The following is a 23078-nucleotide window of genomic DNA, read 5'->3' on the forward strand; positions in this document are numbered from 1 at the left end:
TTAAGAAAGATTTTTAGTATCTTTATGGTAGTGTAAAGAACATTATACATTTCTTGAAATTTTTAATTGTTCTATTTATTCTTAATGTGAAGTGTATGGAAAGATTTTAAGTTTAAAATTCATTTTTGGGAATAAAAAAGCGAGGCATTAAAATGACAATCGCCCCTATTCAAGTAACTAATCACCGCTATCGCCTCGGTTATCACCTAATGGCGCCTGCCGGCTGGATTAATGATCCTAATGGTCTCTGTTATTTTCAAGGTTATTATCATGTTTTTTATCAGTATCATCCTTATTCAGCCACTTGGGGCCCCATGTCTTGGGGACATGCCCGCAGTCGGGATTTATTACACTGGCAAACTTTACCCATTGCCATCAAGCCAAATAGCTGGACTGATCATGATGGCTGTTTTTCCGGGAGTGCTCTGATAAAGGACCAAGGCTTGCATCTGCTTTATACAGGCAATAATTATTATAATCGTTCAAATGTTAATGAATATTGGCAGAATCAAAATCTGGCTGTCAGCTATGATGGACGGCATTTTACTAAATATCTTAATAATCCGGTAATTGCTCAGCCACCGCTGGATAATACGGAGAATTTTCGTGATCCGAAAGTTTGGGAATATGATGGCCTTTACTATGCAGTTATCGGTGGCCAAAGTCCAACCGGTTTAGGTCAGCTTTTATTTTATCAGACAGCGGATCTGAAACATTGGCATTATTTAGGTATCTTGGCTCAAGCACAAACGGCTGCAACCGAAGGCTATATGTGGGAGTGCCCAGATTTGTTTCGCCTCAATGGGCAAGATATCTTACTCATTTCACCGCAGGGAATTCAAGCTCAAGCACAACGTTATTTGAACTTATACCAGACCGGCTATTTTGTAGGACGTCTAGATTATCAACAACCTGCATTAGTGCACGGTTCATTTCAGGAATTGGATCAAGGTCATGACTTTTATGCGGCCCAAACCATGTTAACACCTGATGGACGCAGAATTATGATTGGCTGGTTAAATATGTGGGATAATGAAATGCTGGAACAAGCCGACGGCTGGGCGGGGGCCTTGACGTTGCCTCGAGAACTAGTGTATAAAAATGAACATTTGTATCAACAGCCCATTGCCGAAACCAAAACTCTTCGCCAGCAAGTTTTAGTCAATAAGTCTTGGCCAACCAAGCAGACTGTAACTTTGATTCAAGGGTACTCACAATTAGAAATTAACTTAAAAATTGACCTCACACAAGTAAATGATCTGAATTTGAATATTAAAATGAGCGATCCACCGACACCTAATCATCTAACTTTGCAATACAATCAAACTCGCCACCAATTTCTTTTGTATAATTTTAATCGACCGGGTGTACGAATAGCTGCCTTATCCAGTTGCCCTGAGTTAAAGCTGCAAATTTTTTTAGATACAAGTTCGGTAGAGATTTTTTTAAATGATGGCGAGGCAGTATTGACGGAACGTTATTATTTCCAAAATTCACCGCTTATTACAATGACAACTGACAAAGCGGCTGACGTTCAGTGCGTCATTTATCAACTTAGTAGTCAGACTAATAATTATCATTATGAGATATAAGTTCTCGTAATTTATTATTTTCGATGTTTTATTTAAAAAGGCTATTGGGAAGATGTCTGCTTTTGTGTATAAATTGCGCGTAATTTTTGATAATCAGCAGATGATAGGCCTAATATTTGTTCTTGAAAGTTATTCCAAGTGTGATAAGTTGCCAAAATTGCTTTGTTTATGGCTGTAACTGCGGCCTGATCCGCTTGTGTAAAATTCATTTTCTTAATCGTTTGGTTGTTCGGATTATTTAAAGAAGAGAGATCGATTTTGTTTTGATACATCAAATTGGAAAGCAAATAATCCTGGGTAATATATTTTTGTGGAACCTGCATAAGTAGTAAAAATAAAATGGCCATAATACCAGTGCGATCTTTACCGGCTGAACAATGAAAGACTACGGCCTGACGGGGTTGATCATTATGCAATAAGATCTGAAAAAATTGGTAAAAGACTTTTTGCGCTGTTGGATCCAAAACTACTTGTTGATAAATTCCAGGCAGGTTATCATATTTATCTTGAGCAGGAAGAGCTTGATAAAGGTGATCATCAATATTTTGTGCATACAGTGGTAAATGAATGGTTGTTAAAAAATCTGCTGTGGGATCCGGCCATTGTTGTCGTTCATAATCAGAACGCAGATCAATAATATATCGTAATCCGTAATTGTGCAGTTGCTGCAGTTCAGAAGTCGTTAATTGGGTTAAATAAGCTGCACGCAGAATTTTATGGCTGCGAATTTGGCGTTGGTCTTGAGTAGGATAGCCGCCTAGTTCACGAAAATTATAAGTCTGAGAAAATTTAAAAATCCGTTGCATTTGCTAAAGCCTCCTTAAAATGATGGGCATTGATAATTGTTTTACATAAAAAGATATCTAGGGTAAGGTTATTGATAAGAAAAATGTTCAGGTGATATTATGTTGTCTTTATCTATTATAATGCCTCTCTATAATGAAGAGCTGTTATTAAGGCGTTGTTTAGAAACAATTACCACACAAGTTAATCCTAATTTTGAAGTTATAATGATTAATGATGCCTCCACTGATCAAACTGCCACAATTGCAGAAGCCTTTATTAAAAAATATTCTAATTTTCGAATGGTGACACAGCCCGCCAATTTAGGAATTTCGGCTGCCCGTAATCGGGGTATTCAAGAAGCTCAAGGGGATTTAATTACTTTTTTGGATGGAGATGATTGGCTAGAGCCGCAATATACCAATTATTTTTTACAAGCTTTTAGTAAATATCAAGTAGATTTGGCGATTTGTGGTTACTTTCGAGAGTCTAAACGAAAAACTACCAAAATTAGAGGTAAACATTTAAAAGGTTTAGTGAATCGGAACCAAGTTATTCGTCATATTACTAAAATTTCGGGTCAAGTGATGGGTTATACTTGGAATAAAGTTTATCGTTTGGATCTTATTAAAGCACATCATTTACAATTTGCTGATGATTTGTCATTGATGGAAGATCAAGTATTTAATGTCCAATATGCTGCCATAGCGCGGCGGTTTTACGTTCAACCCCGGCCCTTGTATCATTACTGGCAGCATGGTCAAAGTGCAACCCATACCTATGATTTAGAAAATGCTAAAAGCATTGGTTTAGCTAATTATCGGATTGTGAAAACAATTTTAGATTTAAAAAATAATTAAAAAGGCAGGTGCTATTAATGACAGATATAGAAGAATATTTAAAACAAAATGTTTTTGGTAAACCCCAACTTAAGCCAGATGAAAGACGCAAATTCTTAGGTAATTTTCAAGAGCGAGTAGCCTTAGCGCTCACAGTAGCTCAAGTACGCCGCTCAGAAAATTTACCTCTTATCAGACAAGTCATGCAACGTTATCCCCAATATCATCTGTTTATTAACGGCCGCCTTTCCAGTACCTATCGTGTTCCCATCATGACCTTAGCAGTGCAATTGTCTTATCATTTTACCATTATTGAGCAGGCCAATATGCGCACAACTACTAAAGCTTTAGCGGAAACGGATATGGGTCTAGTTATTGCGGATGATAGCCATCCGGTAAAACCATTATTATTGTAAATTTTAGAAAAAATATATTTATAAATAAAATTACAATGGTGACCTTCAGGCCGCAGGAAATCTAATTTAACTATTGTAAATAGAGTAAAAACAGTCAAGAGCGTGGTAAAGCATCCACGCTCTTGAACTTTCTGAACTTGATTTCTAAAGTGGGAGCTAGTATGATTTTAATCATATATTAATGTTTATTAATCAAAGGAGGAAAAAATGAAAGAATATTTAAAACCTCACGGCTTAAATATTTTTATGAAACTGTTTTTATTATTATGTAGTTTTAGTATGGCAACTACTGTCGAAGCCGCAAACAAAAAACAAGAAATTAATTTATATTCTAATTCTGATATATCTAGTTTAGATGTTTCTAAGGTTACCGACGCTAATACTTTTACTCAGTTAGATAACGTCGATGAAGGTTTATATCAATATAATGCTAAAGGCAAGCCCCTGCCAGCTTTAGCGACTAAAACTGTAATTTCTAAAGATAAAAAAACTTATCTGATTGATATTAGAAAAAATGCCCGTTGGAGTAATGGCGATGCCTTAACAGCGCAGGATTTTGTGTATTCTTGGAGAAGAGCAGTTGATCCGAATACAGCTAGTGAATATATCTATTTGTTAAGCAATATCAAAAATGCTGCAGAAATTTCAGCTGGTAAGAAGCCTGTCGACCAATTAGGAGTTCAAGCAATGGGCAAATATCGGCTCAAGGTACAATTAAATAAACCGCAGCCTTACTTTAAAATGATTTTGGCTCGGGAGACTTTATTTCCACTGAATAAGAAAGTAGTGGAAAAATATGGTAAAAGTTATGGAACTTCTTCTAAAAAGGCGGTTTATAACGGGCCTTTTATTCATACTGGCTGGAACGGTAGTAATAGTAGCTGGAAGTTAAAGCCTAATCCTTATTACTGGGATAAAAAGCACGTCAAACTGTCACAAATTAATTATTCAGTTGTTAAGGAGCCTTCAACTGCTTATAACTTATACCAGACTAATAAATTAGATCAAATCACGCTAGTGGGTGAACAAGCTAAACAAATGGCCGGCGATAAAGATATAGTGCGGCGTCCATTAGCTGCTACTCAATATTTACAAAGCAATTTAAAAAAGAATAACGGTTTAGAAAATAAGAATATTCGCACTGCCATTTCTTTATCTATCAATCGTAAACAAATTGCAAAGCATATCTTGGCTAATGGTTCCACTCCGGCTACAGGCTTTGTATCACAGCACTTAGCCAAGAGTCCTATTAACGGCAAAGATTTTTATCAAGAGTCCTATGTCAAGAATACGTCTGAATACAATCCTAAATTAGCACGTAAGTTGTTCAAAAAGGGATTAAAACAAACCGGACAAAAGAAGTTAAATATTACGTTGTTAACAACAGATGTGGATACCTCAAAGCAGGTGGCAGAATTTATTCAAGGACAAGTACAGTCTAATTTACCCAAAATTAAGATTACGATGAAGGCAGTTCCGGCCAATAATCGAATTGCTGCGGTATCTAAGGGTGATTATGATATGGTATTTCAAGGCTGGTCGGGCGATTTTGCTGATCCATATACCTTTTTACAAATGTTTACTACTAAAAGCCCCCAAAATCATTCAGGCTGGTCTAATGAAGAATATGACCAAGCAATTGCCGATTCCAACGATAAAGATGCTGACAATAATAAAGCCCGTTGGCAAGATATGATTAAGGCGGAAAAGGTTCTCTTGAAAGATCAAGCAGTAACCCCATTATATCGCATGAATAATGTAGATTTAGTCAACCCAAAATTAAAGGGTGTCTTATATAACCATGTTAATGGTCATTATACCTATAAGACAGCTTATTTAACTAAATAATAGGAGGAAAAGTTTATTAATGCAGGCAGCAGAAGAGATTCAATTAGTAAAGGATTTTTCTAATCTAAATGGTGCTTCCGGATTTGAAATGGAGGTAGCCCGCTTTTTTCAAAAGAAAATGGCACCTTATGGGACTACAAAAATAGATGGAATGTTTAATAGTTATGTCCAAAGACGTGAAAATAATGGACATAGACCGGTTGTCCAAATGGATGCCCATGCTGACTCGGTTGGTTTTATTACCCAGGCAGTTAGGCCAAATGGTCTTTTAAAGTTTGTTCCGTTAGGAGGCTGGGCACCAACTAATATTCCGGCAATGCGTGTGCGGGTGCGAAATCGGGCAGGACAATATATAACAGGAGTCGTTGCAACTAAACCACCGCATTTTATGTCTGATGCAGAGAAAAATGCCGTACCTAAAATTGAAGATTTATCTATTGATGTGGGCTCTACCAGCCGTGAAGAAACCATTAATGATTTTCAAATTGATACCGGCTGTCCCATTGTAGTAGATGCAGATTGCGAATATTTCGCAAATACAAGAATGTTTTTTGGCAAAGATTTTGATAATCGTGTTGGAGCTGCGGCCTTAGTAGATGTTTTAGATAATTTGCAGGGTCAAGATCTGAATGTGGATTTATCAGTTGCCCTTTCCACACAAGAAGAAGTGGGAACTCGCGGAGCTCAGGTTACTGTACGCAATATTGATCCGGATTTAGCTATTGTTTTTGAAGGCTGTCCTTGTGATGATACTTTTAGCCCTAGTTGGTTGGCACAAACGGGCCTAAAACGCGGGCCAATGTTGAGGGACATGGATACTTCTTTTATTGCTAATCCTTTATTTGAACAATATGCTGATGACATTGCTACGAAGAATGGAATTCCTCATACGCGTTCTGTTCGTACAGGTGGCGGTGTTAATGGTGCTCCAATTCTATATTATCGTGGTGCTCCGACTATTGTTATTGGTATTCCCGTTCGTTATGAACACACAGCCTTTAATTGGGCTTGCTTAGATGATTTTCAAAATGCTGTGCAATTAGCGGTTAAAATTATTCAGTCCCTTGACGCCTCAGTAATTAATAGTTTTAATGGGGGTAATTAAATTTAGAGGAGCTAAGAATGAGCCGAGCACGTTTAATTACTTTGACTAATATGTGTATGCTGACTAATAGCCAAGGGAAAATTCTAGTTGAAAATCGCCAGAAATCTACCTGGCCGGGAATCACCTTCCCAGGTGGTCATGTTGAAAAAAATGAGTCCATGCAAGCAGCGATGATTCGAGAAATGCGTGAAGAAACAGGTTTAATAATTCAAAATCCCCAGCTTTGTGGGTTGATGGACTTTACAACCGCAACCGATGAGGGTTATTTGATTTTATTATATAAAGCGCAACAATTTCATGGTCAAATAAATTCTTCGGCAGAAGGAGCTGTCTTCTGGATTAACCCGCAAGATTTATTTCATTATCATTTGGCCGACGATTTTTGGGAAATGTATCAGGTTTTTGCTCATAAAGACCTCTCGGAACTTTATGGTACTGGACAAGATACTAATTGGAAAACGACCCTACTTTAATGAATAAAGAATAATTCCGGCTTTCTTAATAGAACTAAAGTTGTCTGAATTGCTTTTTGAGGAGCAAGGCTTACAATGGAGTTGGATTAATTAAAGGAGGGGCTAGTTTGAATTCTAAATATGATTTTCCCAAAACACGGGAACAATTAAATCAGTTAATTGCTGATTTAAATCAATTGCATACTAATATGCACCAAATTCACTGGTATATGCGCGGTCCGGAATTCTTTCGTTTACATCCGTTGATGGATGAATATATGGATCAAGTATCAGATCAGCAGGATCAGGTGGCAGAACGGTTAATTGCTTTAGGTGGTGCGCCTTATGCTACGACACATGAATTTATAGAGCATACAGGCTTACCAGATGAAACCATTGATTTCGGTCAATTTACTCTGGCTCAATTAATGCAGCGTTTGGTTGACCAATTTCGTTATTTACGTGATCAATATCAAAAAGGTATTGAAATATGTGATGAAGAAAAAGATTTACCTACCCAAGATATGCTCAATGGTTTCAAGACAGATACTGATAAAAACATTTGGATGGTCAATGCCTATCTGGGGAAAGGTCCTTACGACGGAGAATAACCCTTGTAGTGACAACAGGTCTAGAATTGATAAAACAGTGAGGAATAGTTGTTCCTCACTGTTTTTTGTTTTTGAGAAAATAACGTACGATGATTTCGCGGGAAATTAAATACAGCGGATAAAATAATACTAAAATGATTAAACTATCCCATCTAATCGGACTGGTAACTATGTTGAGTAATTTAAAGGGCCAACCCCAAATGGTGAATACGAAAATATTTAAAACAAATAAAAGCAGAAAAATAGTTAGGGTTCCCCGATTAATTGGCCGTGCAATTACCCATAAAGCGGCAAATCCGATTAAGCTAATAGCTAAAACTGCCAGCGTGGAAGTTTGACTAAAGGGCAGTTTTTGCCAATGTCCATAAAGGGCAATAGCCATAACTACTAGTGTAATATCAATTGCTGCAGGCAAGGCGACCTGCATAACATTTCGGAAAAACCGACCAGCTGGCGGAGAAAAATCGGGTCTTAAAGCTAGAAAGAAGGTCGGAATACCTACAGTTAAGGCATTAATAGGTGTCATCTGAGCCGGATAAAACGGATAGCCGGTGTGTACGAAGATAAATAAAATAGTTAGTAAAACAGAATACATTGTTTTAATGAGATAAAGAGCGGCTACTCTTTCAATATTATTAATTACTCGGCGGCCCTCATTTAAAACATAGATTAAAGAATCAAAGTTTTTATTTAATAAAACAAAATCCGCGGCATTTTCAGCAGCATCACTATTGCCGGCAATAGCAATCCCACAATCGGATTGGCGCATGGCCAAGACATCGTTAACGCCGTCACCTGTCATAGCCACTTTATGGTCGTTTTTTTGTAATGCCTGAATTAATTTTTGTTTTTGCTCTGGTAAAGTACGACCGAAAACAGTATAATTTTGTACTAATTGATTCCAATCAGGATGAGCACCAATGGTTGACATGTCAAGAGCTGCCTGACCATTAGGCAGGTGAATTTTTTGCGCGATATTTTGGACAGTAGCAGGATCATCTCCGGAAATAACTTTGATTTGAATACCTTGCTGGCGCAAGTATTCAAAAGTGTCCGCTGCGGTTGTCCGAATTTCATCATTAATTAAAATATATCCTAAAAGCTGCGGCTGAGTGACGGTATCAGTAATAATTTGAGCAGACTTAACTAGTGCCAATACTCGATAGCCTTGTTGTGCATATTGTTGAGCAGTAGCAATTTGCTGCTGATCTTTTAATAAAAATGAAGGTGCTCCTATCGCATAATGAGAACCCGCTTGCCAATTAACTGCCGCCCATTTACGAGCGGAAGAAAAAGCAACTACACTGGCAATTTCGGGAAGCTTTTCTGAATATGGAGCCGCTTGCAGCAGGGCTTCGGCAGTTTCATTATGTTCTTTAGTTGCCAGCATAATTTCTTGGCAAATTTTTAAAAGGGCTGCTTGATCTAGTTGTAAAGGGATTATTTGTGCTAGTTGCAGATTGCCGGTAGTAATGGTACCAGTCTTATCTAAACAGAGTGTATCTACACGTGCAAGAGCTTCGAGAGCCGTTAGTGATTTAACAAGCACATTTTTACGTGTTAAATGCATTGCACCGACGGCTAAAGCAACCGAAGTCAGTAAAACTAATCCTTGAGGAATCATTCCGATGATAGAGGCAGAAGTGCCCAAAATGGCCTGATTGAGATTATGATGCTTGTAAAAGGTTACTAGAAATAAAATTAAACCTAGAGGAATTATGATATACGTTAAAATACGAATAATACGATTAATAATAGCCATTAATTGGGAAACATCATGTTTTTGTTGACGCGCATTGTGTGCCAATTTATTAGCAAAACTCTGGGCACCGACAGCTGTCAATTCAACAAGAGCCCGACCACTGAGTACTAAACTTCCGGAAAGAACGGGATCTGAATTTTTTTTGCTGACCGAGTTGGATTCCCCAGTCAGATTAGCTTCATCTACTTCGATTTGGGTACTTTGACGGATGATACCATCAGCGGGAATTTGATCACCTCTGTGAATTTCTATCAAGTCATGCAAAACTAATTCATCTTGATAAATTTGTTGAATGTGTCCGTTACGTAGTACTTGGACTTTTTGCCGATTTAAAAAAGTAAGATGATCTAATCTTTTTTTGGCTTTAACCTCCTGATAAGATCCAATTAAAAAATTAGCAATGACTGGACCGAGGAAAAATAAGTTTTCATAACTGCCAGTAGAAAAAATAATAAAAGCTAGAAACAAATTGATAAAATTAAACAAAGTGAATAGATTTTTTGATAAAATCTTAGTTACTGATGTTGAATTTTGAGAAATTTTATTAGTATGACCAGCTTTAATTTGTTGTTGTACTTGTGTATCATTGAGACCTGTATTGACATCAGTTGCTTTCATAGAACACCTCAATTGAAAGAATATAACGATGTGCAGTTAGTATAACACTACTATTATATTGTAAAATTTTTATGAAGAGGAAAAGAAATTGTTGAAAAATATTTTATTTGATCTTGATGGAACTTTAGTTAACAGTGGGGAAGGTATTATGAATGCCTTACGCTATGCTTATCATAAAGAAAATTTGGCAATTCCTTTAGATGAGGTTTTACGTAAATTTATTGGACCACCGTTAATGGAAAGTTTTCAAAAATATAGTAATATTGATCCTCAAAGCCAGTTAGCTCATGCTTTATTGGTTGATTTTCAAGATTTTTACGATACTACGGGCTGGCAACAATTACAGTTATATCCCCAAATTGTTACTTTATTACAGCAATTACAACAAGCAGGTTATCGTTGCTATATAACTACAGCTAAACCAGAGCCCTTTGCCCAAAAAATTATCCAGCATCTGCAATTAGATAAATATTTTCAAGGGATTTATGGCGCTGATCTCAGTGAAAAGATGCAAAAAAAAGATGTAATTGCTCAAGCTCTAAAACAAGAGCAGATAACGGATCCAAAAACCTGTGTGATGATCGGTGATCGGGATACAGATGTTTTGGGGACACGAGCCAATGATGTGGCCACGATTGGTGTACTCTATGGTTTTGGCAGCCTTCAAGAACTGCAAGCTGCCGGCGTAATCGCCACTATTGAACAGCCTTTAGAGCTTTTGAAGCAGATTGGAGACAAGCATGAAAAAGTTTTTTAAAAGATTGCTGGTGGTGGTAGTAATTATTTTAATTCTAGCAGATTTTGGAGGTGCTTATTACTTATTTAATTTTGCTTTTTCGCGGACCGGTTTTAGCAGTAAAGGCAATGATCAGCCCCTCAATAGTGCCGAGGTATGGGCTCAAAAACAAAAACAAAGTACTTGGCGGCAAACTAGCTCTCAAGGGGGATTGCATTTAAAAGCCCGTTACTATCCAGCAGCAACGACCACGCCCAAAACAATGGTTGTAGTACATGGATTTGGAGATAATAGCCTAACTCTGGGCAATTATATTCGTTTTTTTCACCAAGCTGGATATAATGTTTTAGCTCCAGATAATCGCAGTCATGGTCATAGTCAAGGAAAGTATATCGGTTTTGGATGGCAGGATCGGCAAGATTTGCAAGATTGGATTCAGCAGCTAATTCGACGCAAAGGAGCTAATGTGCAAATTGGACTCTTTGGAGTGAGCATGGGTGCTTCGACAGTAATGTATTACTTAGGCTTAAAAGTTCCTCAGCAAGTAAAAACAGCCATTGCCGACTGTGGCTATGCTTCTATTAATGGCGAACTTACCTATGAATTGAAACGTTTATTTAATCTACCTAGTGTTCCCCTCATTCCTACCGCTAATTTATATACCCAGGCTTTAGCCCATTACAGTTTATATGATGGTGAAACGGCGAAGACATTAAAGCATAATCACATTCCGTTATTTATTATTCATGGTACTAAAGATACCTTTGTCCCTACCAGCAATGCTAAACTTAATTATCAAAATGATTCAGGACCCAAAAAATTGTGGTTAGTAAAGGGTGCTAAACATGCACGTTCTTATCAAAAGAATCCTGCCCTTTATCAAAAACGGGTTTTAACTTGGACAGCTAAATATCTGAATTAAAATTTTATTGAAAAAATTTACTAAAGTCGATTTTCCTATGGTTGAAATATTGTTAAAATATAGCAATTTGCGGTAAAATAATTTTGTAAAAAATGTTTCTTTAATTATGAGGAGGACAAACATGGCGTTAGTAAACGGCAACGAAATTTTTAGCAAGGCTCGTGCAGGTAAATATGCTGTTGGAGCTTTTAATACCAATAACTTGGAATGGACACGGGCAATTTTAGAGGCTGCTCAGGAAACCAACACTCCTATTTTAATCCAGACTTCCATGGGTGCTGCAAAATACATGGGTGGTTATGAATTGTGCTTACATTTGGTTCAAGATACTATTAAAGCTATGAACATCACTGTTCCCGTTGTAATGCATTTAGATCATGGTAATTACGAAGCTGCCAAAGAATGTATCGAAATTGGATATAACTCGGTAATGTTTGACGGTCATGATTTACCTTTTGCAGAAAACTTGGAAAAGACTAAAGAAATTGTGAAATTGGCTCATGCCAAAAACATGTCTGTTGAAGCCGAAGTAGGTTCTATTGGCGGAACTGAAGATGGTATTACTGGTGCTGGGGAATTAGCTAGTGTAGAAGAAGCTAAAACTTTAGCCGCTACTGGAGTTGATTATTTAGCTTGTGGTATTGGTAATATTCATGGGGTTTATCCTGATAACTGGAAAGGTTTGAATTTTGACCGTTTACAAGAAATTGCGGCAGAAGTCAAGACACCTTTAGTTTTGCATGGTGGTTCAGGAATTCCTAAAGATCAGATTGTTAAAGCTATTTCGATGGGAATTTCTAAAGTTAATGTGAATACTGAATGTCAATTGTCCTTTGCAAAAGCTACAAGAGAATATATTGAAGCTGGTCATGATCAAGATGTGGAAGCTAAAGGCTATGATCCGCGTAAATTGTTGGCTCCTGGAACTGAGGCCATTAAAGAAACTGTCAAAGAACGGATCGCTTGGTTTGGTACGCCCGCTGTTTAATTTTTGAATCAAATGCAATCCCTAGTGCGCTAGGGATTTTTTTATGCTTGTCAGAAGGGCTTGCTTTCTTCATGCAGAATTGCTATGCTCAATGTGTAAAACGCATACACTAGGGGTGCTGTTATCAGCTGAGATGGAATTTTTCCAATCCCTTTGAACCTGTGAAGTTAGAACTTGCGAAGGAAAGTGTAGCCGTCAGAAATATTTACTTTCTTGATGATCTTTCCTAGTTAATTCTAACGGGAAAGATTTTTTTCGATTAAAGGAGGATCATCATGGAAGAAGTAAGGTTGCGAAATTTATTTTTGCTATGGTTTGGAGCGGCCATTTCGATTGCCGAAATTGTTACTGGTACTTTAATGGCACCGTTAGGCTTTGGACGGGGAATCTTGGCGATAATTATTGGTCATGTAATTGGCTGTTTCGGTTTTTTATTGCCAGCGGGTTATATTTCCGCCCATTATCAAAGTACTGCAATTAAAGTCACGCAGTTGACTTTCGGAAAGCAGGGAGTGCGGTTGTTTTCGTTATTAAATGTATTGCAGTTACTGGGGTGGACAGCGGTAATGATTGCCAATGCCCAATTGGCCATGAATGTATTAACACAATCTTTTTTTCATTGGCAATCAAAATTATTAATGTCTGGCATTGTGGCCGGATTAATTATTTTATGGTTGCTGCTGCGGCATGATTGGCTGTTTAAAATCAATAATTGGGTAGTGCTGTTACTAACACTGGCTATGATTGTGTTTGTCGTGAGTTTGTTGCAAAAAGCCCCTACGACCCATGCCCCTCAGGCATCAGCTTTAAGTTTTAATAATGCCGTAGAATTAAATGTCACGATGGCTTTATCTTGGCTGCCGGTCATTGGTGATTATACAAAGCAAACCCGCCATCCAATTCAAACTAGTTGGTGCAGTGTCTTAGGGTATTTTGGGGGTAGTGTGGCTATGTTTGTTTTAGGTTTAAGTATCGCTCGTTGGACCGGTCGAACTGATATCAGTCAGGCCCTCGCCCAATCGCAATTAGGTTTAATTGCTTTACTGATTGTGGTTTTCTCCACTGTTACGACAACTTTTATGGATGCTTATTCCGCCGCCACAAACCTTCAGAATTTAAACGCTAAAGTACCCGTGAATGCTGCCGCCATTGGAATTACTATTGTAGGATTTTTTATTGCTATTGGCATCTCCTTACAATATTATGAAAACTTTTTATATGCAATTGGATCTGCTTTTACCCCGTTATTTGCCATTGTCTTTGTCAGTGTTTTTGTAATTAAGCAGCGCTTAGCCCTGGTTTGGAACTTTGCCTGGTGGTTATTAGGAGTCATAGCTTATTACGGCTTACAACAATTAAATCTGATTTTTGGTCCTACTTTTTGGTTATTAATATTCGAAAGTTTAGCAGTTTATTTAACCAGTAAAGTGACGCCACGCTATCCCTTAAGTTGGTAGGCCAATAATCAACGGTGTTTAGATTATGGATTGGGTTTAGCGAAGAGAATTAAACTAAGGTGGCAGTTAAGAAACGACTTAGTCAATTGACGGGATCAACCAACGTGATCATTAAGCAAAGACAAACGAATTTTTTTTCAGTATAAGACCTCATTAATTAAAGCAAATCTTTCTAGATCATATTCCAAAAATGATCTCTAAAATAATTATTATGAAATATCATGTTATTGTTGGCTTTTTTAATGACTGAGGATATACATGAGAAAATTATGGTTACGATATTTTAGATTTGTTTGAATATGTATAGTGATTTTTAGTATCGGATTGAATGGAGCAGTGACGCTTAGTGCAAAAATAGCGTTTACTGATAAAAGTTTAAGCAACCCCGCAACGGCTTTATTGTCTAAGCCCCGAAACTCATTTCTAGATTTGCAATTACCACAGAATATTTCTTCAACTGAAGTTCAAACTGGAGATTTCAACTTAAAAAGTAGCGGCACTTGGGATACCGATAAGAATACTAATTTGGTCAATTTAAATTGGGAATCGTTGGGTGACAATGTGTCAGTTTCAGAGTACAACCCAATTTAATTCGGTACATCCGTTAGAAAATTCATGGGAAAATATCTCTACTAAGTATAATCATAAAGTGAAGATTTGAAATGTTTATCCCTATAATGAAAATTGTTTACAAAATTGGATGAATAAAACTGATAGTAGCACTGGTCAAAAGGTTTCCATTAAAGAAACTGTTAAGTCTCGCATTGATTGGTTTGGCCCACCTTCTCTGTAAGAACTAAATAGTTTAATTCATAAAAAAGCTCTAACGTTATTTTTCAGAGCTTTTTTATAATTTTTGAATTATTTATTGACAAGAAATCGGTTTCCTAGGTTATTATTTAGATAGTAAAATTAATCACAATTAATAATTTAGTTTGTTTAAAAATATCAAACAGTAAGATTATTAATTCTGATTAGTTATTTATAAAAGGAGATTACCATGGCTAAAATCTTTACAAGTCCCAGTACCTATATTCAAGGTGAAGGAGAATTATTTAAAAGTCAACAATATCTGGATAAATATGGGAAAAATGTGCTTTTATTATCAGATGAAACAGTTTTAAAGATTGTGGGAAACCAGTTTACTGATTATTTAGAGCAGAACGGTTTTCAAGTAACAGTTGCTACGTTTAAAGGTGAAGCCTCAGAAACTGAAATCAATCGTGTGTCTAAAATTGCTGCGGATGAACATTCCGAAATGATTATTGGTTTAGGCGGTGGGAAAACCATTGACTCAGCTAAAGCTATAGGTGATAACTTGGGAATTAATGTAATTATTGCGCCTACTTTGGCTTCAACGGATGCACCTTGCTCACGGCTCTCAGTAATTTATACTGATGAGGGTCAATTTGACCATTACCGTTTCTATAATAAAAATCCTGACCTGGTTTTACTAGATACCCAAGTAATTTCTCAAGCTCCGGTTCAATTATTAATTTCTGGTATTGCGGATGCATTAGCTACTAATGTAGAAGCTACCGATGTACGTCAAGCTAAGGCTGATAATATGGTTAACGGCAAGCAAGCCTTAGCTGCTCAAGCGATTGGGCAAGCTTGTGAAGATAATTTATTTGCTTATGCTAAATTAGCTATTGCAGCCAATAAGGCCCAAGTTGTAACAGATGCTTTTAATAGGGTTGTAGAAGCTAATACTTTATTGAGCGGTTTAGGCTTTGAAAGTGGGGGCTTGGCAGCTGCGCACGCGATTCATAATGGTTTTACTGCTCTTCATGGAGATATTCATAAATTATCCCATGGTCAAAAAGTGGCCTACGGAACGTTGGTAGAATTGATCTTAAATGGCAGTGATCGTCAGCGCTTTGAAAAATTCTTAAACTTTGATTTAGAATTAGGCTTACCTACCACTTTGGCAGATTTAAATCTGGCCTCCGTTAGTGATGAAGATTTAATGAAAGTGGCTCAACAAGCTTGCGCTGAAGGGGATACCATGAATTGCATGCCCGGTGAGGTCACTGTCGAAGAGGTTTTTGCGGCTATTAAGACTGTAGATGCATACAGTAAAGATTATCAAAATTAATTTGTAGTCGATTGTACTGATGACTAATAAAAAAAGATTTTCCAGAATAGTTAATCTGGAGAATCTTTTTTATTTATTATTCACTTTCCGTAACTGATTTAAGGGTTGTGTTTTTGGCTTTAGGAGCATTCTTATCAATTGTGACTCGAAATTTATTTATATAAGAATGCTCAAAATCAGTTACTTCTAGAGTATATTTTTCTAGGTGTAAAATACTTCCCAGGTGCAGATTGGGATATTTATCAATAAAATAACCAGCTAAAGTGACAATGTCTGTTTCTTTAAATTCATCGATGTCCGTTTTAAAATAGCGGGCAAAGTCATATAAGGTCGTTTTCCCACTAACCGTGTAGGATCCATCTTCATTTTTAATAATATATTCTTCAGAAACGTTATCGACTTCATCTTTAACAGTGCCAAATAATTCTTCATAAATATCTTTATCTGTAACAATCCCACTAGTACCGCCATATTCATCAACCACGACTACAATCGGGGTTTGTTTAGAAATCATTTGTGTAAGAATACTATGAATAGGCATTGTCTCAGGAACAGTTACGATGGAACGCAATAAACGACTGATTGGCAATTTTCCATTAACTTGTTTTTGGCGGACTAAATCATAAACATAGACATAACCCAAAATCTTGTCTTTATCATTATCCGCTACTACTGGAAAACGAGAAAAACCTTGCTGCAGATAATCTTTGACAACATCGTCTACTGTATCTGTAATATCAACGACATATAATCGTGTACGGTCAATCATGATATCCTTAGCTACTTTGTCATTGAGATCAAAGGCTCTTTGCATATAAAGGAGATCATTTTTATCAAGTTGACCATTGGTTACTGAGGCTTGGGAGAGACGTAGAATTTCTGATTGTGTAAAAACTTCACTTTCAGAATCAGCTGGTTTCATACCCAGCATTTTAACAATTCCAGTTGCTGAAACATTCAATAACCAAACAAATGGATAAGCTATTGTATGAAAAGCCTTCAAGGGGGTTACAGTCAGCATCAGAACTTTCATAGGCAGATCAATGGCGATATTTTTCGGAACGATTTCGGTAATTACTACCTGTAAGTAAGTTAAAAGTAATAGAGCAACAACCGAACCGATAGCATGTAAAGAAGCGGAAGATTTTAAGGTCATATTTAAAACGCTATCGAAAAAGGCTTGTAAAGTATCTTCGCCAATCCAACCAAGAATTAGACTGGTTACGGTTGTTCCTACCTGTGTGGTTGAAAGATATTCATTAAGGTTATTGACCATGTGAAGAGCACGCTGCAATTTTTTAGTGTTGCCTTCCTTTTGTTCTAGAGCATCTTCAATTTGACTTGGTCGAGTAGAAACTAAGGCAAATTCTGCCAGGATAAAGAAAAATGCCAGAATAAAAATAATGATGATCCAAATTAGATTAATAAATATCTGAGAGTCAGACAATTATTATTCCCCATTTCTAATATTTTAATTTAATTATACCAGTGATTAAGTTTTAAGCCTATTCAGATAGGTGATATTTGTCAAGGATTATCATTTGATCACTTAAATTAGAGATTTTTCTAATCTAATAAAAAGGACTAGAAAAGTACTTTTCTAGTCCCTTTTTAAGATACTGAATAAAATTGAATTCTAGCCGATAACTGCTACATAGCAAGTAGTTCCGCTATAGGATAGATAGTATAACCAAGTGTAGCCATCGCCAACCACTTTGCCATTATAAAAAACTTTTTGTCCAGCATTGTAGGATCCAACAATTTTGCCTTGTAAACTGGGTTTTAAGCGAATATTAGTAGCGACTTTAAAGGTATAAGTGCCATAATTAGCTATCGGAGAGGTACCAGGAGTAGATGTAGCAGCTGGCTTTTGTTCATTATTTAGAGGTACATAGCAAGTGGTACCTGAATAAGAGAGATAACGTAACCAGCTTGTGCCATTTGCGTTAACTTTGCCATTGTAAAAGACCCTTTGTCCAGCAGCATAATGACCCACAACTTTACTATTAAGATTAGTTTCTGTATAGATATTAGTAGTTTTGGGGAAAGTATAAACACCGGATTCATTTTGAACAGTGGACTGATTATCATGCGGAGTCTTATTACTATTATTACTGCTATTGTCTAAAAGAGGTGAGTAGTCAGCAGCCACCATGGCCACATAACAAGTTTTACCGGAGGAACTCAGATATTTAAGCCAAATATAGCCATCGGCATTAACTTTGCCATTGTAATAAACATGCTGTCCGGTAGCATAGCGTCCGATAATGGTTCCCTGCAAACTAGGACTGGTACGAATATTAGTATCCACTTGAAAAGTATAAACACCGTTGCTATCGTTTACTGCAGGAGTATTAGGAGTTGTGGATTGATTGCCATTGTTGGAATTAATAGGAACATAACAAGTTTTTCCGGAATACGAGGTGTAACGTAACCACGTTAGTCCTTCAGCTTGAATTTTATCGTTATAAATGACCGTCTGTCCTTTTTGATATTGTCCCACCACTTGACCATGAGTACTGGTACTAGTATAAATATTGGTAGCCTGCGTAAAAGTATAGGTACCATTATTTTGATTATTATTAGGAACTACCGGCTGGGAATTAGAGTTGTTACTACCTTGTCCCAGTGCTTCTTGATCCCAAGCTTGAAGATTATTACTTTCAATGATATTAATTAAATATTGTGCATAACTGCTGGAAGTAGCATACCCATCCTGCTGTAATAATTGAGCCACCTGTCGATAATTGGTAACCCCTAAAATATTATGATAACGAGAATTGCTGTTTAAAAAGACCCCATGATCGGTGATACTTTCAGCCCAGCTGGAATAAGCCCTAAACTGAGCATTAATATTAATAGTATTGCCGCTAACTTCCTCATTAGTAGGCAGTGTCACTGATTGTCCATTATTGGAACCTTTGATCCCGAACAGGTTATGATATTGCTGGGCTAGTTGGGAATTACCCCAGCCAGATTCTAGAATAGCTTGTGCTGCTGTAATAGAAGGTAAGATATGGTATTGTTGCCAGCCACTAATGGAGCCTGGCTTGATCTGACTAAGAAAGCTGGCCGGCGACAAATAATTACTTATAGTGCTAAAAGTATTAATCGAATTATCAGTGTTGGCGGTATTGGCAGAAGCAACAGCTGCTCTGGTAGCAAAATTATTATTCGAATTATCAGTCGTTGCCGAAGAAGCTGGAGCTGATATGCTATTATTGGAAGAGGTTGTATTAGTTTGAGAATCGGCCTGATTGGCAGAGCTGGAATTAATATTAGCAGCTGAATCATTTGAATTATTAGTAGTAGCAGGTTCTACACTTTGATTATTATTCAATTGTGGTGCTAAATTATTATTATCTGCTTTAGCGTTTTGAGCAGGTAAAGTCGTTAAAATAGTGGCTGAAACTAAAACAGCCGACCAAAATAAATTATTCTTTTTCATAATTGAAGCTCCCCCTCATAATAGATGCTTCGTTAAAGTTACTAACTGGAATAAGTAATAAAAAATTAGGATAAATTTAATGAATTCTTAAGTTTTAGTCTACCACAATCAGCAAAGAACATCTACTTGAAACAAATTAAGTAATTAACGTTTATTGGAGAAGTAAATTAGATGAAAAAACCATTATATGTATCTTTAGCAAATACTATTAAACATAACATTTCTCATCATCATTATGCAGGAATGAAATTGCCTGATGAACGGACTTTAGCCCAAAATTTTGCTGTCAGTCGCAGTTCGATTAAACGGGCGATTCAATTGTTGGCAGATCAAGGAATTATCTTTAAAAAACAAGGATCTGGTAATTTTATTAATCCTCTGTTTCTTCGTAATAAAACCGCGTTTGATTATACAGGTGATAATGTGGGATTAACAACCTCAATTGTAACTAATGGTAAACAGCAAACGATTAAAGTACTTAGTTTAGATGTAGTTAAACCTAGTTCAGATATTCGAGAGAATCTGTTTTTGAATGATGATGATTTTGTCTATAGCTTTAAGCGACTGCGACAATTAGATCAACAACCGATTTTAATTGAGCAAAGTTATATTCCGGTGCGGACTTTTCCTCAATTATCCCAGTCTTTATTAGAAAATTCTTTATTTAACTATTTAGAGGATAAAGAAAATACGATTATCAATCGTGCCTATTTGGATATTACTACACAGCCGTCGACAGCAGAAGATCAGCGTTTGTTGCATTTGAAAGCGACTGAACCAGTAGGAATTTTGGCTGGTATTTTTTTTGTTGATGATGGAACTCCTTTTGAATATTCAAGCATGCGTTTGCATTACCGTTATTTAAATTTCTCGACGTTTGTTAATCTCAACAAATAAATTGGAGCGCACCAATTTTTAAAATGGTTGACAAATATAGGAGAACAGTTTATAAATAGTGTGTAAACTAAATTGTGGGAGGTCATCAAATGACAGACTATAGTAGCCCTGAATATTTTCAATTAATGAATAAATATTTTAATGCGGCTAATTATATTTCCGTAGGTCAATTATATTTAAAAGATAATCCTTTATTAAGACGTCCTTTGAAATCCAGCGATGTCAAAGTTCATCCAATTGGACATTGGGGAACTATCGCTGGGCAAAATTTTATTTATAGTCATTTAAACCGTGTCATTAACAAATACAATCTGAATATGTTTTATATTGAAGGCCCAGGTCATGGTGGGCAGGTGATGGTTTCTAATTCTTATCTTGATGGTAGTTATAGTGAAATCTATCCTGAAATCAGCCAAGATGAAGCAGGCTTGCAAAAGCTTTTCAAGCAATTCTCCTTTCCGGGGGGCGTTGCTTCTCATGCAGCTCCGGAGACTCCAGGTTCAATTCATGAAGGTGGCGAATTAGGCTATTCTATTTCCCATGGTGTGGGTGCTATTTTAGATAACCCTGATGTGATTAGTGCTGTAGTTGTGGGTGACGGTGAATCTGAAACCGGTCCTTTGGCTACCTCATGGTTTTCGAATGTCTTTATTAATCCGGTTAATGATGGAGCCGTTTTACCAATCTTAAATTTAAATGGGTTTAAGATTTCTAATCCAACTATTCTTTCACGCAAGACGGATGCAGAATTAACTAAGTATTTTGAAGGCCTTGGTTGGGAACCAATTTTTGTTGAAGGTGACGATCCAATCAAGCTTAACCCGGTGATGGCCCAAGCAATGGATCAAGCGATTGAAAAAATTCAAGCTATTCAAACAAAGGCGCGCCAAAATTCAGCTGCTGAAGCTACCCGCCCAGTCTGGCCGCTAATTATTTTCCGTGCACCTAAGGGCTGGACTGGTCCAAAAGAATGGGATAATGCACCGATTGAGGGATCATTTAGAGCACACCAAATTCCAATTCCAGTTGATCAAAAAGATATGGAACATGCGGATGCACTGGTTTCGTGGCTAAAATCTTATCATCCTGAAGAATTATTTGATGAAAATGGTACTTTAAAACCAGAAATCAGAGATTTGGCACCTAAGGGTCAACAAAGAATGGCAATGAACCCTATTACTAATGGTGGTTTAGATCCGAAACCATTGACCTTGCCTGATTATCGTGATTATCAATTGAAATTTACACAACCAGGCCAGTCAGATGCACAAGATATGATTGAATTTGGTAAGTATCTTCGTGATTTAATTAAAAAGAATCCTGCAACTTTCCGAATTTTTGGACCTGATGAAACGATGTCCAACCGTTTGAATCATATTTTTGAAGCTTCTGAGCGGCAATGGATGGAACCTATTAAAAAGCCTAATGATCAGTTTGAAGCACCTGCTGGTCGAGTTTTAGATGCCCAATTGTCTGAACATCAAGCTGAGGGTTGGCTGGAAGGCTATACTTTGACTGGTCGTCATGGAATTTTTGCCAGTTATGAAGCCTTTTTACGGGTAGTTGATTCAATGTTGACACAACACTTCAAGTGGTTGCGTAAGGCTGATGAACAAAGTTGGCGGAAGAAATATCCGGCTCTGAATATTATTTCTACTTCAACTTCTTTCCAACAGGATCATAATGGTTATACACATCAAGATCCTGGCATTTTATCCCACTTAGCAGAAAAGAAATCTAAATATATTCGGGAATATCTACCAGCTGATACTAATACGCTTTTGGCTTTAGCTGATCGCGTTTTAAATGATCAAGAAGTTATTAATTTAATTATTGCTTCTAAACAACCACGGCCACAGTTCTACTCAATGAAAGAAGCAGAAGAACTCGTGGATAAAGGCTTAAAGGTTATTGATTGGGCAAGTAACGATCAGGGTCAAAAACCTGATATTATCTTTGCAGCTGCCGGAACAGAACCTAATATGGAATCTTTGGCAGCAATTGATATTTTGCATCAGAATTTCCCAGATTTGAAAATTAGATTTATCAATGTTGTGGACTTATTAAAATTACAGGTTCCTGCTCGCAATGATCGTGGTTTAAGCCAGGATGAATTTGATGCTTACTTTACCCCCGATACACCAATTATCTTTGCTTTCCATGGTTTTGAAGATATCTTGCGTGATATTTTCTATGATCGCCAAAATTATAATATGCATGCTCATGGATATCGGGAAAATGGAGATATTACAACACCATTTGATATGCGGGTTGTAAATTCCATGGATCGTTTCCATTTAGCACAACATGCTAGCCAGTTAGTTTATGGTGAAAAAGCACAGGACTTTAGCCAACAGATGGATCAAAAATTACAAGAACATCATGCTTATATTCGCCAAAACGGTGAAGATTTGCCAGAAGTTCAAAATTGGAAATTTACAGGTTTTCAAAAGTAAAACTGAATCTTAGCAATTTATCTGGATTAACCATTAAAAAACCACTCCTT

19 protein-coding genes and 1 riboswitch are annotated in these 23078 nt (G+C 36.9%); of the genes, 15 read left to right on the plus strand and 4 right to left on the minus strand.

The genetic code is table 11. The features are described from left to right. Positions 1 to 152 precede the first annotated feature (152 nt). Positions 153 to 1592 carry a glycoside hydrolase family 32 protein gene (locus JG29_RS00645; RefSeq protein ID WP_045922045.1) on the plus strand — a complete coding sequence of 480 codons (1440 nt, stop codon included), beginning with the start codon at positions 153 to 155 and terminating at the stop codon, positions 1590 to 1592. 41 nt (positions 1593 to 1633) lie between these two features. Here JG29_RS00645 and JG29_RS00650 read toward each other — a convergent pair whose 3' ends face one another. Next, positions 1634 to 2398: a tyrosine-protein phosphatase gene (locus tag JG29_RS00650; protein WP_045922046.1), complete on the minus strand. Its 765-nt coding sequence runs from the start codon at positions 2396 to 2398 to the stop codon at positions 1634 to 1636. Between the two features lie 120 nt (positions 2399 to 2518). Between JG29_RS00650 and JG29_RS00655 the strand changes: the two genes are divergently transcribed. The 6 genes from JG29_RS00655 to JG29_RS00680 all read left to right on the plus strand — a co-directional run bounded on the left by JG29_RS00655 (position 2519) and on the right by JG29_RS00680 (position 7646). Further along, positions 2519 to 3235, plus strand: a complete 717-nt coding sequence (locus tag JG29_RS00655) for a glycosyltransferase family 2 protein (protein WP_198139885.1) — start codon at positions 2519 to 2521, stop codon at positions 3233 to 3235. 17 nt (positions 3236 to 3252) lie between these two features. Beyond that, positions 3253 to 3630, plus strand: a complete 378-nt coding sequence (locus JG29_RS00660) for a YueI family protein (RefSeq protein WP_045922048.1) — start codon at positions 3253 to 3255, stop codon at positions 3628 to 3630. A gap of 207 nt (positions 3631 to 3837) precedes the next feature. Next, positions 3838 to 5478: a peptide ABC transporter substrate-binding protein gene (locus JG29_RS00665; protein ID WP_052696259.1), complete on the plus strand. Its 1641-nt coding sequence runs from the start codon at positions 3838 to 3840 to the stop codon at positions 5476 to 5478. A 19-nt stretch (positions 5479 to 5497) separates the two neighbouring features. After that, positions 5498 to 6583, plus strand: coding sequence for a M42 family metallopeptidase (locus tag JG29_RS00670; protein ID WP_045922049.1), 1086 nt, complete (start codon positions 5498 to 5500; stop codon positions 6581 to 6583). 17 nt (positions 6584 to 6600) lie between these two features. Next, positions 6601 to 7056 carry an 8-oxo-dGTP diphosphatase gene (locus tag JG29_RS00675; RefSeq protein ID WP_045922050.1) on the plus strand — a complete coding sequence of 152 codons (456 nt, stop codon included), beginning with the start codon at positions 6601 to 6603 and terminating at the stop codon, positions 7054 to 7056. A 107-nt stretch (positions 7057 to 7163) separates the two neighbouring features. Beyond that, complete coding sequence (locus JG29_RS00680) at positions 7164 to 7646, plus strand: Dps family protein (RefSeq protein WP_045922051.1); 483 nt, start codon at positions 7164 to 7166, stop codon at positions 7644 to 7646. 55 nt (positions 7647 to 7701) lie between these two features. Here the strand turns inward: JG29_RS00680 and JG29_RS00685 are convergent, their stop codons facing one another. Next, positions 7702 to 10026, minus strand: coding sequence for an HAD-IC family P-type ATPase (locus JG29_RS00685; RefSeq protein WP_045922052.1), 2325 nt, complete (start codon positions 10024 to 10026; stop codon positions 7702 to 7704). Positions 10027 to 10114: 88 nt separating this feature from the next. Here JG29_RS00685 and JG29_RS00690 point away from each other — a divergent pair, with 88 nt between their 5' ends. The 6 genes from JG29_RS00690 (at position 10115) to JG29_RS00715 (ending at position 16227) form a co-directional block, all read left to right on the plus strand. Then, positions 10115 to 10783, plus strand: a complete 669-nt coding sequence (locus tag JG29_RS00690; protein ID WP_045922053.1) for an HAD hydrolase-like protein — start codon at positions 10115 to 10117, stop codon at positions 10781 to 10783. Further along, a complete protein-coding gene (locus JG29_RS00695) occupies positions 10767 to 11684 on the plus strand; it encodes an alpha/beta hydrolase (protein WP_045922054.1) in 918 nt (305 codons plus the stop codon). The genes JG29_RS00690 and JG29_RS00695 overlap by 17 nt, the downstream gene beginning before the upstream one ends. Before the next feature lie 121 nt (positions 11685 to 11805). After that, positions 11806 to 12672, plus strand: coding sequence for a class II fructose-1,6-bisphosphate aldolase (gene fba, locus JG29_RS00700; RefSeq protein WP_045922055.1), 867 nt, complete (start codon positions 11806 to 11808; stop codon positions 12670 to 12672). Positions 12673 to 12773: 101 nt separating this feature from the next. Then, positions 12774 to 12874, plus strand: a riboswitch (TPP riboswitch). Between the two features lie 73 nt (positions 12875 to 12947). Further along, positions 12948 to 14129: a putative hydroxymethylpyrimidine transporter CytX gene (gene cytX, locus JG29_RS00705; protein ID WP_045922056.1), complete on the plus strand. Its 1182-nt coding sequence runs from the start codon at positions 12948 to 12950 to the stop codon at positions 14127 to 14129. A gap of 306 nt (positions 14130 to 14435) precedes the next feature. Continuing rightward, a complete protein-coding gene (locus tag JG29_RS00710; RefSeq protein ID WP_045922057.1) occupies positions 14436 to 14720 on the plus strand; it encodes a hypothetical protein in 285 nt (94 codons plus the stop codon). A 409-nt stretch (positions 14721 to 15129) separates the two neighbouring features. Continuing rightward, positions 15130 to 16227: a glycerol dehydrogenase gene (locus tag JG29_RS00715; RefSeq protein ID WP_045922058.1), complete on the plus strand. Its 1098-nt coding sequence runs from the start codon at positions 15130 to 15132 to the stop codon at positions 16225 to 16227. A gap of 76 nt (positions 16228 to 16303) precedes the next feature. Here JG29_RS00715 and JG29_RS00720 read toward each other — a convergent pair whose 3' ends face one another. Beyond that, the gene (locus JG29_RS00720) at positions 16304 to 17674 is read right to left on the minus strand and encodes a hemolysin family protein (protein ID WP_045922059.1); all 1371 of its coding nucleotides are present in this window, start codon (positions 17672 to 17674) and stop codon (positions 16304 to 16306) included. A 189-nt stretch (positions 17675 to 17863) separates the two neighbouring features. Then, positions 17864 to 19675, minus strand: a complete 1812-nt coding sequence (locus JG29_RS08525; protein WP_052696260.1) for a glucosaminidase domain-containing protein — start codon at positions 19673 to 19675, stop codon at positions 17864 to 17866. Positions 19676 to 19846: 171 nt separating this feature from the next. Between JG29_RS08525 and JG29_RS00735 the strand changes: the two genes are divergently transcribed. Together JG29_RS00735 and JG29_RS00740 are read left to right on the plus strand one after the other, a co-directional pair. Further along, positions 19847 to 20572 (plus strand): GntR family transcriptional regulator, encoded by a 726-nt coding sequence (locus JG29_RS00735; protein ID WP_045922060.1) that lies wholly within the window; start codon positions 19847 to 19849, stop codon positions 20570 to 20572. Positions 20573 to 20661: 89 nt separating this feature from the next. Continuing rightward, positions 20662 to 23028 carry a phosphoketolase family protein gene (locus JG29_RS00740; RefSeq protein WP_045922061.1) on the plus strand — a complete coding sequence of 789 codons (2367 nt, stop codon included), beginning with the start codon at positions 20662 to 20664 and terminating at the stop codon, positions 23026 to 23028. Positions 23029 to 23078: the final 50 nt, after the last annotated feature.

The organism is Bombilactobacillus mellis (assembly GCF_000967245.1).
Classification (GTDB): Bacteria; Bacillota; Bacilli; order Lactobacillales; family Lactobacillaceae; genus Bombilactobacillus; species Bombilactobacillus mellis.